The sequence below is a fragment of the Cellulomonas sp. NPDC058312 genome (assembly GCF_042880135.1).
Taxonomy (GTDB): Bacteria; Actinomycetota; Actinomycetes; order Actinomycetales; family Cellulomonadaceae; genus Cellulomonas.
The window spans coordinates 6692-21326 of the sequence record NZ_JBHVZE010000004.1; the positions used below are offsets into that span (position 1 = coordinate 6692).

The 14635-nt window shown below is 76.0% G+C and carries 12 protein-coding genes, 1 pseudogene and 1 riboswitch; of the genes and pseudogenes, 5 read left to right on the forward strand and 8 right to left on the reverse strand.

The annotated features are described in order from the left end of the window. Positions 1–131: 131 nt before the first annotated feature. A complete protein-coding gene (locus tag ACFVXN_RS12590) occupies positions 132–1124 on the reverse strand; it encodes an aldo/keto reductase (RefSeq protein WP_389232663.1) in 993 nt (330 codons plus the stop codon). 186 nt (positions 1125–1310) lie between these two features. Between ACFVXN_RS12590 and ACFVXN_RS12595 the strand changes: the two genes are divergently transcribed. The 4 genes from ACFVXN_RS12595 (at position 1311) to ACFVXN_RS12610 (ending at position 4672) form a co-directional block, all read left to right on the forward strand. Further along, positions 1311–1853, forward strand: a complete 543-nt coding sequence (locus ACFVXN_RS12595; RefSeq protein ID WP_389232666.1) for a hypothetical protein — start codon at positions 1311–1313, stop codon at positions 1851–1853. Positions 1854–2001: 148 nt separating this feature from the next. Next, positions 2002–2832, forward strand: coding sequence for a dimethylargininase (gene ddaH / locus ACFVXN_RS12600; protein WP_389232669.1), 831 nt, complete (start codon positions 2002–2004; stop codon positions 2830–2832). Positions 2833–2898: 66 nt separating this feature from the next. Then, positions 2899–4131, forward strand: coding sequence for an ornithine--oxo-acid transaminase (gene rocD, locus ACFVXN_RS12605; protein WP_389232672.1), 1233 nt, complete (start codon positions 2899–2901; stop codon positions 4129–4131). A 64-nt stretch (positions 4132–4195) separates the two neighbouring features. Next, the gene (locus ACFVXN_RS12610) at positions 4196–4672 is read left to right on the forward strand and encodes an Lrp/AsnC family transcriptional regulator (RefSeq protein ID WP_389232675.1); all 477 of its coding nucleotides are present in this window, start codon (positions 4196–4198) and stop codon (positions 4670–4672) included. A 15-nt stretch (positions 4673–4687) separates the two neighbouring features. Here the strand turns inward: ACFVXN_RS12610 and ACFVXN_RS12615 are convergent, their stop codons facing one another. From ACFVXN_RS12615 to ACFVXN_RS12630, 4 genes are all read right to left on the reverse strand, one after another. After that, positions 4688–5674 carry a universal stress protein gene (locus ACFVXN_RS12615; RefSeq protein ID WP_389232678.1) on the reverse strand — a complete coding sequence of 329 codons (987 nt, stop codon included), beginning with the start codon at positions 5672–5674 and terminating at the stop codon, positions 4688–4690. A 115-nt stretch (positions 5675–5789) separates the two neighbouring features. Beyond that, positions 5790–6299, reverse strand: coding sequence for an HNH endonuclease (locus tag ACFVXN_RS12620; RefSeq protein ID WP_389232681.1), 510 nt, complete (start codon positions 6297–6299; stop codon positions 5790–5792). Between the two features lie 269 nt (positions 6300–6568). Continuing rightward, complete coding sequence (locus ACFVXN_RS12625; protein ID WP_389232684.1) at positions 6569–7339, reverse strand: C40 family peptidase; 771 nt, start codon at positions 7337–7339, stop codon at positions 6569–6571. Between the two features lie 2 nt (positions 7340–7341). Continuing rightward, a riboswitch (cyclic di-AMP (ydaO/yuaA leader) is annotated at positions 7342–7552 on the reverse strand. A 223-nt stretch (positions 7553–7775) separates the two neighbouring features. Next, positions 7776–8474, reverse strand: coding sequence for a metal-dependent transcriptional regulator (locus ACFVXN_RS12630; protein WP_389232687.1), 699 nt, complete (start codon positions 8472–8474; stop codon positions 7776–7778). A 77-nt stretch (positions 8475–8551) separates the two neighbouring features. Between ACFVXN_RS12630 and serC the strand changes: the two are divergent. Continuing rightward, positions 8552–9679 (forward strand): annotated as a pseudogene (serC, locus tag ACFVXN_RS12635) (phosphoserine transaminase); the annotation flags it as partial. A gap of 1164 nt (positions 9680–10843) precedes the next feature. On the opposite strand, the gene ACFVXN_RS12640 reads toward serC, so the two are convergent. The 3 genes from ACFVXN_RS12640 to ACFVXN_RS12650 form a co-directional block, all read right to left on the reverse strand. Then, a complete protein-coding gene (locus ACFVXN_RS12640) occupies positions 10844–12733 on the reverse strand; it encodes a DUF4012 domain-containing protein (protein ID WP_389232690.1) in 1890 nt (629 codons plus the stop codon). Between the two features lie 99 nt (positions 12734–12832). Further along, on the reverse strand, positions 12833–14158 hold the full coding sequence (locus ACFVXN_RS12645) for an MFS transporter (RefSeq protein WP_389232693.1): 1326 nt from the start codon (positions 14156–14158) through the stop codon (positions 12833–12835). Next, complete coding sequence (locus ACFVXN_RS12650) at positions 14155–14604, reverse strand: MarR family winged helix-turn-helix transcriptional regulator (protein ID WP_389232696.1); 450 nt, start codon at positions 14602–14604, stop codon at positions 14155–14157. Before ACFVXN_RS12650 ends, ACFVXN_RS12645 begins: the two co-directional genes overlap by 4 nt. Between the last annotated feature and the right edge of the window lie 31 nt (positions 14605–14635).

The following is a 14635-nucleotide window of genomic DNA, read 5'->3' on the forward strand; positions in this document are numbered from 1 at the left end:
CCTGCACCCCCCCCCCCCGCTCCTTCTGCTCTCTCCCGTTGGGCCGCCCGGGCCCGCCCCCTGGGTGCGGCCACCTCTCGCCCCCCCGGCGGGCGGGGGTTGGGGGTGCGGGAGGCGCAGCTCGGCGCGGGTTACCAGCGGGTGTGGACGTGGGGGCGGATGCGGGCGTCGTAGATCGCGCGCAGGGCCTCCGCGGTCGTCGCGTCCACCGGCGGCAGGTCGGCGGCGGCGGCGTTGCCGCGGGCCTGGTCGGCGTTGCGGGCGCCGGGGATGACGGTCGAGACGCCGGGCTGGTCGACGATCCACCGCAGCGCGAGCTGGGCGGTCGTCGCGCCGGCGGGGGTGAGCGCGGCGACCTCGCGGGCCGCGGCGACCCCGACGTCGTACGGCACGCCGGAGAACGTCTCGCCGACGTCGAACGCCTCGCCGTTCCGGTTGTAGGCGCGGTGGTCGGTGGCGGCGAACGCGGTGTGCTCGTCGTACCTCCCCGACAGCAGGCCGCTGGCCAGCGGGACCCGCGCGATGATGCCGACCCCGGCCTCGGCGGCGGCGGGCAGCACCCGCTCGAGCGGCTTGCGGCGGAACGCGTTGAGGATGATCTGCACGGTGGCGACGTGCGGGCAGGCGATCGCGGCGAGCGCCTCGTCGACCGTCTCCACCGACACCCCGTACGCGGCGACCCGGCCCTCGGCGACCAGCGCGTCGAGGGCGTCGTAGGTGGCGTCCCGGTCCAGGACGGCGCTCGGCGGGCAGTGCAGCTGCACCAGGTCGAGCGTGTCGACGCCGAGGTTCGTGCGCGACCGGTCCGTCCACGCCCGGAACGCGTCCGCGGTGTACGCCTCGGCGACGTGCGGGTCGGCGCGGCGGCCCATCTTGGTGGCGACGGTGATCCGCGCGGCGTCGGCGGGCCGCTCGCGCAGGAACCGGCCGATCAGGGTCTCGCTGCGGCCGTCGCCGTAGACGTCCGCGGTGTCGAAGAACGTCACCCCGGCGTCCGCCGCGGCGGCGAGCACCGCGAGGGCGTCGTCCTCGGCCACCTCGCCCCAGTCCGCACCGAGCTGCCAGCAGCCCAGCCCCACGACCCCGACGTCCCGACCGGTCCTGCCCAGCGTCCTCGTCTGCATCCTGCGAGGCTACCCGCGCGAGGATCACCCTGTTGCTCTGGGTGCCTGCACCCGCCCGGGACGCGCCCGGGGCCGCTCGGGGGCCTGCACGCGACCGGCAGGGAGCAAGATGGTCCCGACGCACCCGGGGGGCGACGCGGGCAGGTGGCCCCGACCCGGGACCGGCGTCCGTCGAGGGGGCGTGCTGTGATCATCCGGGACCGGGACGGGACGCCGTGGGCGCGGGTCTCGTGCGTCCTGCCGCTGGACGCGGCGGCCGCGTGGGCGTTGGTCGCCGACGCCCGCCACCACGCCCGCTGGGTCCCGCTGACCCGGGTGACGCTCACCGCGCCCGGCGCCGGCGACCGGGTGCGCCGCCCCGACGACCAGGCCCCCGAGGCCGGCGACGAGATCGCCGCGGTCAGCGGCCCGTTCGCCCGGCAGGGCGCGCCGGGGCTGCTGGACCGGATGCGGGTCGAGCGGTTCGAGCCGCCGCTGGGCGCGGTGCCGGGCGCCGCCGTGTTCGTGAAGCTCGGCCCGGTGCTGCTGGGCACCGCCCGGATCGAGGTGGAGGCCGCGGGCCCGTCGTCGTCGCGGGTCGCGTGGTCCGAGGCGATCTACCTGCGCGGTCTCCCGCGGGCGTGGACGGTGTGGGCCGGCGCGCTGCTCGTCGACCTGATGCTGCGGCTCGTGCTGGCCCGCGCGGCCCGCGAGGCGCGGCCCCGACCGACGCAACGAACCGCCGCCTGACCCCTGTTTCGCGCAACGATTCGCGGGTGGGCGTGCATCGTCGCGCCATGATGCGGGTGCGGTCGGGCTCGTAGGCTGTGCAGGACGCGCCCCGACGAGGTGGCCCGGCACCGTCAGCCCGACCCGCCCGACCTCCTCGAGGAGACCCATGCCCGCGACCCCGCAGAGCACCCGCCGGCACTACCTGATGTGCGAGCCCACGCACTACACGGTCTCGTACGAGATCAACCCGTGGATGGACTCGACCCGGTACACCGACGCGGGTCTCGCGGTGCAGCAGTGGCAGACCCTGCGCGCCACCTTCGAGCAGCTCGGCCACACGGTCGAGACCATCGACCCGATCCCGGGCCTGCCGGACATGGTCTACGCGGCCAACGGCGCCACGGTCGTCGACGGCCTCGTCTACTCGGCGAAGTTCCGCTACCCGGAGCGCCAGCCCGAGGGCCCCGCGTACGAGAAGTGGTTCGCCGACCACGGCTACGTCACGCACACCGCCGAGGTCGTCAACGAGGGCGAGGGCGACATCCTCGGCGTCGGCGACGTGCTGCTGGCCGGCACCGGCTTCCGCACCGACCGGGCCGCGCACGCCGAGATCGCGCGCGTCACCGGCCGCGAGGTCGTCAGCCTCGAGCTGGTCGACGCGCACTACTACCACCTGGACACCGCGCTGGCCGTCCTCGACTCGACCCCGGGCCGCGAGCAGGTCGCCTACTTCCCGCCGGCGTTCTCCGAGGCGTCCCGCGCCGAGCTCGAGCGCCGCTACCCCGACGCCGTGATCGCCTCGGAGCGCGACGCCGCCTGCCTCGGCCTGAACGCGGTCAGCGACGGCCTCAACGTGGTCGTCGCGCCCGGGGCCGTGGACCTCGCCGCCCAGCTCACCGACCGCGGCTTCCGCCCGCACCCCGTCGACACGAGCGAGCTGCTCAAGGGCGGCGGCGGCGCGAAGTGCTGCACGCTGGAGATCCGCCCCGCCCGCTGACCGCCCCGCTCCGGCGGCCGGGCCCGCCCCGCACCGCCGGAGCCCCGCCCGCCCCGAGGTGACGCCATGACCAGCACGATCCCCGCCCGGAGCGAGGCCGGCAGCCCGCTCGCGCACAACTACCACCCGCTGCCCGTGACGCTCACGAGCGGCGAGGGCGCCTGGGTGCGCGACGTCGACGGGAACACCTACCTCGACCTGCTCGCGGGGTACTCGGCGCTGAACTTCGGGCACCGGCACCCCGCGCTCACCGCGGCCGCCCACGCGCAGCTCGACCGGCTGACGCTGAGCTCGCGGGCGTTCGACCACGACCTGCTGCACCCGTTCGCGACCGCGCTGTCCGACCTGGTCCGGCCGGTCGTCGCGGGCGCCGAGGCCGGCACCGCGCCGATGGTGCTGCCGATGAACACCGGCGCCGAGGCCGTCGAGACCGCGATCAAGACGGCCCGCAAGTGGGGCTACGACGTCCGCGGGGTCGCGCCCGAGCACGCCACGATCGTCGTCGCGGCGAACAACTTCCACGGCCGGACGACGACCATCGTGTCGTTCTCGACCGACCCGGACGCCCGCGACGGGTTCGCCCCGCACACCCCGGGCTTCCGGATCGTGCCGTTCGGGGACGCTGACGCCCTCCGTGCCGCGATCGACGACACCACGGTCGCCGTGCTGCTGGAGCCGATCCAGGGCGAGCAGGGCGTCGTCGTCCCGCCGGAGACCTACTGGCCGGCGGTCCGGGACATCTGCACCGCCGCGGACGTGCTGCTGATCGCCGACGAGATCCAGTCCGGCCTCGGCCGCACCGGCACGACGTTCGCCCTCGAGCTGTGGGGCGTCCGCGCGGACCTGGTGACGCTCGGCAAGGCCCTCGGCGGCGGGGTGCTGCCCGTGTCCGCGGTCGTCGGCCGGCCCGACGTGCTCGAGGTGCTGACCCCCGGGACCCACGGGTCGACGTTCGGCGGCAACCCGCTGGCGTGCGCGGTCGGGCTCGCGGTCGTCGACGAGCTCCGGCCCGGCACCCACCAGGAGCGTGCCCGCACCCTCGGCGCCCACCTGCACCAGCGGCTCGACACCCTCGTCGACACCGGTCTGCTGGAGCGCACCCGCGGCGTCGGGCTGTGGGCGGGCCTCGACGTCGACCCCGCGCGGATGACGGGACGCGAGCTGTGCGAGCGGCTGCTGCGACTCGGCGTGCTCGCCAAGGACACGCACGGCTCCACGATCCGGCTCGCGCCGCCGCTGGTGATCGACGCGGACGACCTGGACCTCGCCGTCGACCGGCTGACCCAGGCGCTGCGCTGACCCAGGCGATGCGCTGACCTCCGGCACGACCTCCGCGCCCGGGCGCGTGCGGGAGGATGAGCCCGTGCCCCCGACGTTCTCCGGCGACCTCGACCCCATCGACGAGGCGATCCTGCGCGAGCTGTCCGTCGACGCGCGCGCGTCCTACGCGGACATCGGCGCCGTGGTCGCGCTGTCCGCGCCGGCGGTGAAGCGCCGCGTCGACCGGCTGCGCGAGCGCGGTGTGGTGCGCGGGTACACGGTCCTGCTCGACCCCGCGTCGCTGGGCTGGGCGACGGAGGCGTTCATCGAGCTGTTCTGCCAGGGCTCCACCAGCCCGGCGACGATGCGCGCGGCCGTCGAGCGGTACCCGGAGGTCGTCGCCGCGAGCACCGTCACGGGCGACGTCGACGTGGTGGTGCAGGTGCGCGCCCGGGACATGCGGCACCTCGAGCAGGTCGTGGAGCGGCTGGCCGCCGAGCCGTTCGTGACCCGCACCCGGTCGACCATCGTGCTGTCGGCGCTCGTGCGGCGCCCGGACGTACCGCCCCCGCCCGCCTGACCGCCCGCCGGGCCGTCAGCCCGCGGTCGCGTCCCCGGTGGCCTCGCCGGACGCGGCACCGCCGCCCGCCGGGACCTTCTCCGCGCACCGGTTGGTCACGACCATCACCGGGCAGGCCGCGTGGTGCAGCACCGCCTGGCTGGTGGACCCGAGCAGCAGCCCGGTGAACCCGCCGCGCCCCCGGGAGCCGACGACGATCAGGTCGGTCGCCGTCGAGAACTCGGTCAGCAGCTCCGCGCCGGTGCCGTCCAGGACGACCCGCCGCACGGTGACGCCCGGGTGGTCGGCGAGCGCGCGGTCCACGACCACGTTCAGGCCCTCGGTGACGTCCGCGAGGATCTGCGCCTGGTCGATCGTCGCGGGCAGCCACGCCATCACGCCCGAGCCGGTCCCGACCGGGACGCCCGCGACCGCGGTGAGCTCCGCGCCCCAGGCCGTCGCCTCGGCGATCGCGTGCCGCAGCGCCAGGTCGGCCTGCGGCGAGCCGTCGACGCCCACGATCATCCGGCGGACCGGGCGCACGACGGGCGAGGACTCGTCGGTCGGCACGACGCCACCGCGGCGCTGGTCGCGCAGCGGGACCACCACGGTCGGGCAGTACGCGTGCGCCGGGAGGGTCGAGGACACCGTGCCCAGCAGCCGGTCCGCGAACCCGCCCTTGCCGCGGGTGCCCACGACCGCGAGCGACGCGTCCCGGGACATCTCGACGAGCACGGCGGCGGCGTCCCCCGTCGCCACGGTCGTCACGACCTCGAGGCCGCCGCCCTCCACCCGCTGCCGCGCCTCCGCGAGCACCGCGCGGGCGCCCTGCTGGATGGCGGTGTCGTCGAGCGCCGCGTACCCACCGTCGAGCGAGGCCGCCGTGAACGACGGCAGCGTGTACGAGCAGACGACGTGCAGCGGGCGCCGGCGGGTGCGGGCCTCCGCCGCGGCCCAGTCGAGCGCGTGCATGCTCGCCGCCGACCCGTCGACTCCGACCAGGATCTCCGCGTCTCGCTTCATGGCTGGGACCTCCTTCGGCGCACACCCCAGTGTGCCCCCGATCATGCCCCCTCCGCACCCCGTTGCGGGCCCGGACGTGGCGGAGTCTTTGCGGAGACTTGGGCCGCGCGGGTCGTCAGGCGGCGAGGTACGGCGACCAGGCCGGCTCGTCCGTGGCGGCGCCCCGCAGGAACGCCGACAGGCCGCGCGGCGGCACCGGCGTCCAGGCCAGCTCCCAGCCGATCTCGTGCAGCAGGTGGTCGGCCTTGCGGTGGTTGCACCGGCGGCACGCGGCGACGACGTTGCCCCACTCGTGCCGGCCGCCGCGCGACCGCGGGTGCACGTGGTCGACCGTGTCGGCGTGCGACCCGCAGTACGCGCACCGGTGGTCGTCCCGCTGCAGCACGGTCCGCCGGGTCGGGGGCAGCGGCCGCCGGACCGGCACGTGCACGTAGCGCGTGAGCGACAGGACCACCGGCATCGGCACCACGGCGTGCTCGGAGTGCAGCAGCCGGCCGTCGGACTCGAGCACGGTGGCCTTGCCGGACATCACGAGGGTGACCGCGCGGGGCAGCGCGACCACGCACAGCGGCTCGAGGCTGGCGTTCAGGAGCAGGGTCCTGGGTGGGGCGGGCGGCAGCAGCACGGCGTACTCCTGGATCCAGGTGGAGGACCCGTCTGGCTGACCGGGCCCGCTGGCGGAGGCAAGCAAGAGCAGGCTACGCGCCCCGGCGCGGATCGTCCTCGGTCAATTGCGCACGCGCCGCACGCACGCCCGCCGAGATGGCAGTCCGCGCCTGGGAGGACCGCGGCGGTCACAGGCGCCGAGTGCCATCTCGGCGAGCGGACGGGGACGACGAAGCCCCCGCGGCCGGTGGGCCGAGGGGGCTGCGTCGAGGAGGTGCTGCGGCGGTGTCAGCCGATGCGGATGTACGTCGGCGAGCTCTGCCAGATGCTGCGGAACTGGATCGTCTTGCCGGGACGCGGCGAGTCGATCTGCTGGTCGCCGCCCGCGTAGATCGAGATGTGCCCCGGGCTCCAGATCAGGTCGCCGGGCTGCGCGTCGGCGGCGGAGATCACGGTGCCGGCCGCCTTGATCGCGGACGACGTGCGCGGCAGGGAGATGCCGAGCTGCGCGTAGACGTAGGACACGAAGCCCGAGCAGTCGAAGCCGTCGGGCGTGGTGCCGCCGGAGACGTACGGGGTGCCCACGTAGCGCGCGGCGATCTCGAGGACCGCGTTGCCGGCGACCGACTGCGGGACCGCGGCCGCGGTCTCGACGGCGGCGGTCTCGACGGTGGCGCGCGCGGCACTGCGGGAGACGGTGCGCTCGACGACGCGGACCGGCTCGGGCTCGGGGACGACCGCGGTCGCGGCCGGGGCCTCGAAGGTCCACGCGGCGTCGGCGGGCGCGGTGACCACCGGGGCGGTCTCGAGCGCGGTCTTCGCGGACGCGGTCAGCGCGGCGGTGTCCACCGACGGCAGCGCGGCCTGGTCGCCGGACGTGGTCGCGGCGCCGGCCGGGACGGCGACCACGGAGACCATGAGGCCCGTGGAGGCCGCGACGACGGCGGTGCGACGGCCGACCTGGGCGAGGGAGCCCGTGGCGGCGGTGGCGAAGTCGGTCAAGGGGGTGACGGGGCGACGCGCGGAACGGTGTCGAGCGCGCACAGCACTAGCGGTCACGTACAGCCTCTCCTGGCGCCTACGAGGTGAGCTGTCGGGTTCGGGTGGAGTTACCCGGCCGCGGGACGTGTCCGGAAGCGTTCTCCGGTCGCGCCACGCGGCTTCACCCCAAGGTCGTGGTCCTGTCGGACCTCGACCACATGTGGTTCCCCCGCCCCTGCCGGCGAAGTCGTACGGACCCAGGGCGGCGGCAGGGCTCGGCGTACCGTCCTAGGGCTCTGGAGGAGGAGGGTTCCGCCGGAGCAGGACTGAACGTACCCGACCGCGGAGCCGATTGTCACGCTCCGGTCACGGTCCGTTCGCCGCCCGGGAGAACGCTCACATGCCACGACAGGGAGCCCGCAGGTCACCGACGCGACGGAGCCCCGCGAGTGACCTACGCCACACCGCGGGGCTCCGCATCCCGGTACCGGACGGGGCCGCGGCCCCGGCGGGCTCAGACCGCCCGGAGGAAGACGTGCCGGGCGATCTCCTGCGGCAGGTCCAGGACCGTCTCCGCGCCCGGGACGCCGACGGTGAGCGTGCCGCCGTCCTTGCGGATCGCGACCTCGACGCCCGGGAGCACCCCCGCGCCGGCGAACCGGGCCAGCAGCTCCACGTCGGTCTGCAGCGGCTCGCCCAGGCGGGCGACGACGCCGGTGGTCGAGCCGTCCTCGGCCACCGCGCGGGCGACCAGCGACTCGACGCCGTCGAGGAACCCGACGGCCGTGCGGACCTCCCCGATCTCCTCGAGCCCGGGGATGGGGTTGCCGTACGGGTCGAAGTGCGGGTGGTCCAGCAGCCCCGCGAGCCGGCGCTCGACGCGCTCGCTCATGACGTGCTCCCAGCGGCACGCCTCCTCGTGCACGTACTCCCAGTCGAGGCCGACGACGTCGACCAGCAGCCGCTCGGCCAGCCGGTGCTTGCGCATCACGCGCATCGCCTTCGTGGCGCCGACCTCGGTCAGCTCGAGGTGGCGGTCGCCGGACACGACCAGCAGCCCGTCCCGCTCCATCCGGGCGACGGTCTGCGACACCGTGGGGCCGCTGTGCCCGAGGCGCTCGGCGATGCGGGCGCGCAGCGGGGTGATCCCCTCCTCGGTGAGCTCGTAGATCGTCTTCAGATACATCTCGGTCGTGTCGATCAGGTCACTCACGCCGGTGCCCTCCATGTCGCGCGCGGACGTCCGTCCACAGGCTAGCCGGACCAGCGCCCCGGCAGCGGCGTGCGCGTATCGTGCGGCGCGTGACCACGACGCCTGGCGCCCCCGTGACCATCCCGGACCACCTGCTGCCGTCGGACGGCCGGTTCGGCTCCGGTCCCGCGAAGGTCCGCGACGCCCAGGTGCGCGCGCTGACCGCCGCGGGGCGCACGCTGCTGGGCACCTCGCACCGGCAGGCACCGGTGCGGGGCCTGGTGGGCCGGGTGCGCGCCGGGCTCGCCGAGCTGTTCGACCTGCCCGACGGGTACGAGGTCGCCCTCGGCAACGGCGGGTCGACGGCCTTCTGGGACCTCGCGACGCTCAGCCTCGTGGAGCAGCGGTCCGCGCACGCCGTGTTCGGCGAGTTCGGGGCCAAGTTCGCGGCGGCCGCCGCTCGCGCGCCGTTCCTCGGCGAGCCCGTGGTGAGCGAGTCGCCCGCCGGGACGTCGACCGTGCCGGTGGCGGTGGACGGCGTGGACGTCTACGCCTGGCCGCAGAACGAGACCTCGACCGGCGCGGTCGCCCCGGTGCGCCGCGTGCCCGGCTCGGCCGACCAGGGCGCGCTCGTCGTCGTCGACGCCACGTCCGCGGCGGGCGGCCTCGCCGTGGACGTCGCGCAGACCGACGCCTACTACTTCGCGCCGCAGAAGTCGTTCGCCTCCGACGGCGGCCTGTGGCTGGCAGTGCTGTCCCCCGCCGCCGTGGAGCGCGCGGCCCGCGTCGAGGCGAGCCGCTGGGTGCCGGAGTTCCTCTCGCTGACCACCGCGGTGCAGAGCTCGCGCGCGGACCAGACCCTCAACACCCCGGCGATCGCCACGCTCGTGCTGCTCGCCGAGCAGGTCGACTGGATGCTCGCGAACGGCGGCCTCGCGTGGTGCGCCGATCGGACCGCGACGTCCGCCGGCCACCTGTACGGCTGGGCGGACGCCCGCGACTGGGCCACCCCGTTCGTCGCCGACCCCGACCAGCGGTCCGCGGTCGTCGGCACCATCGACCTGGCCCCCGAGATCGAGGCTCCGACGGTCGCGCGCATCCTGCGCGAGCACGGCGTGGTCGACGTCGACCCCTACCGCAAGCTGGGCCGCAACCAGCTCCGGGTCGCGATGTTCCCGTCCGTGGAGCCCGACGACGTCCTGGCGCTCACCGCCTGCATCGACCACCGCGGGCGGCGGGGCGCTGCCCCGGCGTCAGCCGAGCGGCCCGTGCCGGTGCGCGGACGCCGCCACCAGCCCGGCCCCGAGCAGCACCAGCAGGCCCGCCCCGACCAGCAGGGGTCGGGTGCTCGCCCCGGTCGCGGCCAGGGCGACGGACGTCGGGCCGGCGGGAGTCGCCACCTCGGGCGCGCGGGCGACCTCGGGGGCGGCCACGACACCCGTCGCGGGCAGCGGTGCCGCCGCCTGCTCGACCGGCGCGCCCGCGACGGGGAGCCGACCCGTGGACACCGGCGTCGCGTCGGTCGCGGGGCCGGCGCACACGGCGGTGGCCGGCGGGTACGCCACCACCGTGGTCGCCGTCGGGTTCACCTGGAACTCGATCTGCACGGACGGCCGCGCGAAGCTGTACGCGTCCTCCTCGGTCCAGCTGCCGTCCGGGTTGCGCGTCCAGCCCGGCCAGTCGACCACCGCGCCGCCCTCCAGCACGGTGCCGGGCCAGTACGTCTGCCCCGACAGCGGCAGCCCGGACTGGACCACGTCCGGCCCGACCGGGTCGACCCAGGTGATCGTCACCGTGTCGAGCGTCGTGCCGACCGCCTCGACGGCGTACTCGAGCACCGGGGCGTCCGCGAGGCAGATGGCCGCCGCCCGGACGATCGTCAGCTCGCAGCGCGGCGGCGGAGCGTACCCGTCGGGGTCGGTCGCGGCGGCGAGCTCCGCGCAGTCGAGGCCGCCGGGGGTGTCCGGCGCGGCGAGCGCCGGTCCTGCCAGGCCACCGATCATCACGAGCACCCCGACGAGCCCGCCGAGCACGCGTCCCAGGACCTCCATGTCGCACCTCCGTCCGCACGGCGCCGTTGCCGCGCTGTCCCTGCTCGCCCGATTCAGACAAATCGGACATGTCGCCCAGGGTAGGCACGCGTCGGGCGGACGCGCCGGACGGGGACCGGGTGAACTCGACGCCCGGCACCCCCGCCGCCGGCACTCCCGCGGACCGCGGCCCGCGCCGCACCCCCGCGCCGCGCCCTGACGCGCGCGCCGCCCACGAGCGGTCACGACACGCTGGCCACGGCCGGGGCCGCCAGCGTGTCGTGACCTCTCGTCGAGGCGGGGCGGGTGGGAGCGGGTGGGACGGGTGCGGGCGGGTGAGGGTGGGGCGGGCGGGCCCGGTCAGGGGCAGGTGGTCGTGACCACGCCGGGGCCCGAGAGGGTCGGTGTGGTCCAGACGGTCAGCGACCCGCCACGGGCGGTGACGTCCACGACGTACTCCTCCCCCGTGCCCGGCGCCAGCCGCGAGGTCAGCACCGCGACCTCCCGACGCCCCTCGCGGGCCACCTGCCCGCCGACCACCGCGCCGTCGCGGCGCACCTCGCCGAGGGCGCCGTCGCGCGCGCCGTAGAACGCGACGTTCGTGGCGAGCCAGCCCGCGGGCACCCCGGAGCGGCCGTCGCCGAGCACCTGCGCCGGGAACCCCGCCACGTCCGCGGGCGGCGCGTAGCCGAGCCGCAGGGTGACGCGCGCCCGCGGCTCGCGTGTCCCGCAGCCCGACAACCGGACGTCGACCCCCACGTCGAGGTCGTAGCCGAGCTTGCCCGCGGTCGCGTCGTCGAGGAACACCCCGACCGCGTCGCCCACCCCTGCACCGGTCGGCGTCACCGCGTCACCGGTCAGGAACGCGCCCCCCACGCCCGACCCCGCGAGCACCACCTGCTCGGCCGGGCGGGCGGACCAGACGGCGACGCGTCGCTGGTCGACGGCCGCCCCGCCCGCGAGCGCCACCGCCCGGGCCGTCGCCGGCTCGGCCACCGCGTCGCGCAGCACCCCGAACACCGCCGCGGCGACCTGGGCGTAGAACGCGTCGCCGGCCCGTGGGTCCCCGTAGTCGAGGTAGGCGTCACGCAGGAGCACCCGCAGCAGGTCCGGGGCGCCGATCTCGGCACCGTCGGCCTGCACGGTCCGACCCGTGGCGGCGAGGACGTCGGCGACCACCACGGGGTCCGTCGCGACCACCCCGTCCACGACCTGGCCGGTCTGCGCCGCCCAGAACGCCGCGGCCAGCTCGGCCGCGCGCGGGAAGTCCGGGGTGAGCACCGTGTCCTGCACCCACCGCCCGAGCCGGTCGCCGTGCAGCGCGAGCTCCGTGCCGGTCAGCGGGATCACGGGCGCGGACAGCTCCGGGAGGTCCGCGGTGCTGCGCTGACCGACCAGTCCCACCGCACCGTCGTCCGCCCGGAGCACGGCGACCGCACCCACGATGCCGCCCTGCGCGCGCAGCTCCGCCGGGTTCAGCGACAGCAGGAGGTACGTCCGCGGGCCGTCCGCACCGAGCATCGTCGGCAGCACCGCGGCGACCTCCTGAGCGGCGGCGAGCGGCCCGGACGCACCCGCGAGCACGTCCTGCAGCGCGGCGACCGGCCCGGCCACCGGGCCCACCAGGCCGCCGGGGTCGATCGGCGCGAGCTCGGACCGGAGCCGGTCGACGGTCGCCGCCGCACGTCCCGCCGCCGGCGCGGCGGCCACCCCCGCGGCGAGGTCGACCCAGCCGCTCGGCAGCGCCGCGGCGCGTGCGGCGGCACGGTCGGCCGCGGCGGACGGGTCGGCCGCACGCGCCGGATCACCCGCGGGCCCCGGGGCGGCGGTGTGCGCCGGGTCGCCCGAGTGCGCCGGGTCGCCCGTGTGCGCCCGGTCGCCGGTGAGCGCCGCGAGCGCCGCGAGCAGGTCCGGGGCGGACTCGCGCGCGAGGTCGTCGGCCGCCCTCGACACGAGGCGCACCGCGGTGAGGTCGTCGCCGACGATCGGCAGGTGCTCGGCCAGGCGCCACACGGGGTCGTCGGCGGCCTCGGCCGCACGGTCGGCAGCGTCCTGCACCGCGGGCAGCCGGGCCCTCAGCGCCCCGACGTCGAGGGCGTCGACCTCGGGCCGGGCGCCGTCGGTGGCGGTCCGGAGGTCGCGCAGGGCGTCCGCGGCCAGGCTCACCCGCCACGCGAGCCAGCCGCCGGCCAGGAGGGCACCGGTGGTCAGCACCGCGAGGACGATCAGCACCCGCCGTCGGACTGCCATCCGCCGATCGTCACATACCGGACAATTCGGACACCTGTCGGGCGGGGAAGTTCACCCGGCTCCGGGCCCGCCGTCGCGGGACCCGGGGTGGGCGCGGCCTCACACCGCCCGGTCGGCCGCCTCGCGCGCGGCGAGCTCGTCGGCGGCCGCCCGCGCCGGTGGTGCGACCGTGGGGTGGACGACCTCCAGGTGCGGCCGGGACAGCAGCCGGTACCGCAGCTCGACGTCCCAGCGCCGCTTCGCCCACAGCGCCGCGGCCGCCGACACCAGCAGCGCCGTGATCGACCCGATGCCGATCGCCCACCGTGGGCCGAACGTCTCCCCGATCCAGCCGACGACCGGCGAGCCCACCGGCGTCGCCCCGAGCATCACGATCATGTAGAGCGACATCACGCGGCCACGCACCACCGGGTCGGTCGACATCTGGATCGTCGTGTTCGCCGCCGTGAGCATCGTCAGCGACGCGAGCCCCACCGGGACGCACGCGACCGCGTACGACAGGTACGTCGGCATCAGCGCCTGCACACCGGTCGCCACCCCGAAGGCGAACGCCGACCCGATCACCAGCCGCACCCGCGGCCGCTCCCGCCGGGCCGCGAGCAGCGCCCCCGCCAGCGACCCGATCGCGAGCACCGACCCGAGGATCCCGTACTCCCCCGCGCCCTTGCCGAACTCCGCGCGCGCCATCAGGGCGCTGGTCATCTGGAAGTTCAGGCCGAACGTCGACACCACGCAGATGACGACCATGATGACGAGGATGTCGCTGCGCCCCCGCACGTACCGGACGCCCTCGCGGATCTGCCCCTTCGCGCGCGGCGCCACCGGCATCGGGTGCAGCTCGGAGGTGCGCATCGCCACGAGCGCCAGGATCGTCGCCGCGAACGAGACCCCGTTGATCACGAACACCCAGCCCGTGCCCACCGCCGCGATCAGCAACCCCGCCAGCCCCGGGCCGATCAGGCGCGCCGCGTTGAACGAGGTGCTGTTCAGGCCGACCGCGTTCGACATCCGGTGCACCGGCACCAGCTCCGCGACGAACGTCTGCCGCACCGGCTGGTCGACCGCCGCCACCGCGCCGAGGGCCGCCGCGAACACGTAGACGTGCCACAGCTGCGCGTGCCCGGACAGCACCAGGGCTCCCAACCCGAACGCGAGCACCCCCTGCGCGCCCTGCGTGATCATCAGCAGCCTGCGCCGGTTCACGCGGTCGGCGAGCACACCCGCCCACGCGGACAGCAGCAGCGTCGGCGCGAACTGCAGGGCGGTCGTGATGCCCACCGCGAGGCCGGAGTCGTCGGACAGGTCGGTGAGCACCAGCCAGTCCTGGGCGACGCGCTGCATCCAGGTCCCGATGTTGGCGACGAGCGCCCCTGCGAACCACAGGCGGTAGTTCGGGATCTTCAGCGAGGCGAACGTCGAGCTCATGCCGGCCCCCGCTGACCCGCCGCGATCCGGCGCAGCAGCACGGCGGCCTCCGCGAGGGTGCGGCGCTCGTCGGCGGTCATCGTGCCGAGCTGCTCGGCGAGCCAGGCGTCCCGGCGGCGGCGGGTCTCGCGGACCTCGGCCTCCCCCTCCGGCGTCAGGCTGACGACGACCAGCCGGCCGTCGCTCGGGTGCTCGGACTTCGCCACGAACCCGAGCGCGACCAGCGCGTTCACGGTCCGGGTCATCGACGGCGGCTGGACGTGCTCGGCGTCCGCGAGCGCCCCCGGGGTGAGCGGCCCCTCGCGCAGCAGGATCGCCAGGACGTTGAACTGCGGGTCGGGCAGGTCCGCGGCGCCGCGGCGGGACCGGATGCGCCGCGTCGAGGACCCGAGCGCCCGCCGCAGGTCCGCCGCCAGCTCGGAGTCGCGCGCAGGATCATGAGTCACGTTCCTTACCTTAACTCATTACCCCCGCTAA

Excerpts from the sequence above, each read along its gene's own strand:
- ACFVXN_RS12590 (WP_389232663.1), bottom strand. The coding sequence starts at position 1,124 with ATGCAGACGAGGACGCTGGGCAGGACCGGTCGGGACGTCGGGGTCGTG.
- ACFVXN_RS12645 (WP_389232693.1), bottom strand. The coding sequence starts at position 14,158 with ATGAGCTCGACGTTCGCCTCGCTGAAGATCCCGAACTACCGCCTGTGG.
- ACFVXN_RS12640 (WP_389232690.1), bottom strand. The coding sequence starts at position 12,733 with ATGGCAGTCCGACGGCGGGTGCTGATCGTCCTCGCGGTGCTGACCACC.
- rocD (WP_389232672.1), top strand. The coding sequence starts at position 2,899 with ATGACCAGCACGATCCCCGCCCGGAGCGAGGCCGGCAGCCCGCTCGCG.
- ddaH (WP_389232669.1), top strand. The coding sequence starts at position 2,002 with ATGCCCGCGACCCCGCAGAGCACCCGCCGGCACTACCTGATGTGCGAG.
- ACFVXN_RS12615 (WP_389232678.1), bottom strand. The coding sequence starts at position 5,674 with ATGAAGCGAGACGCGGAGATCCTGGTCGGAGTCGACGGGTCGGCGGCG.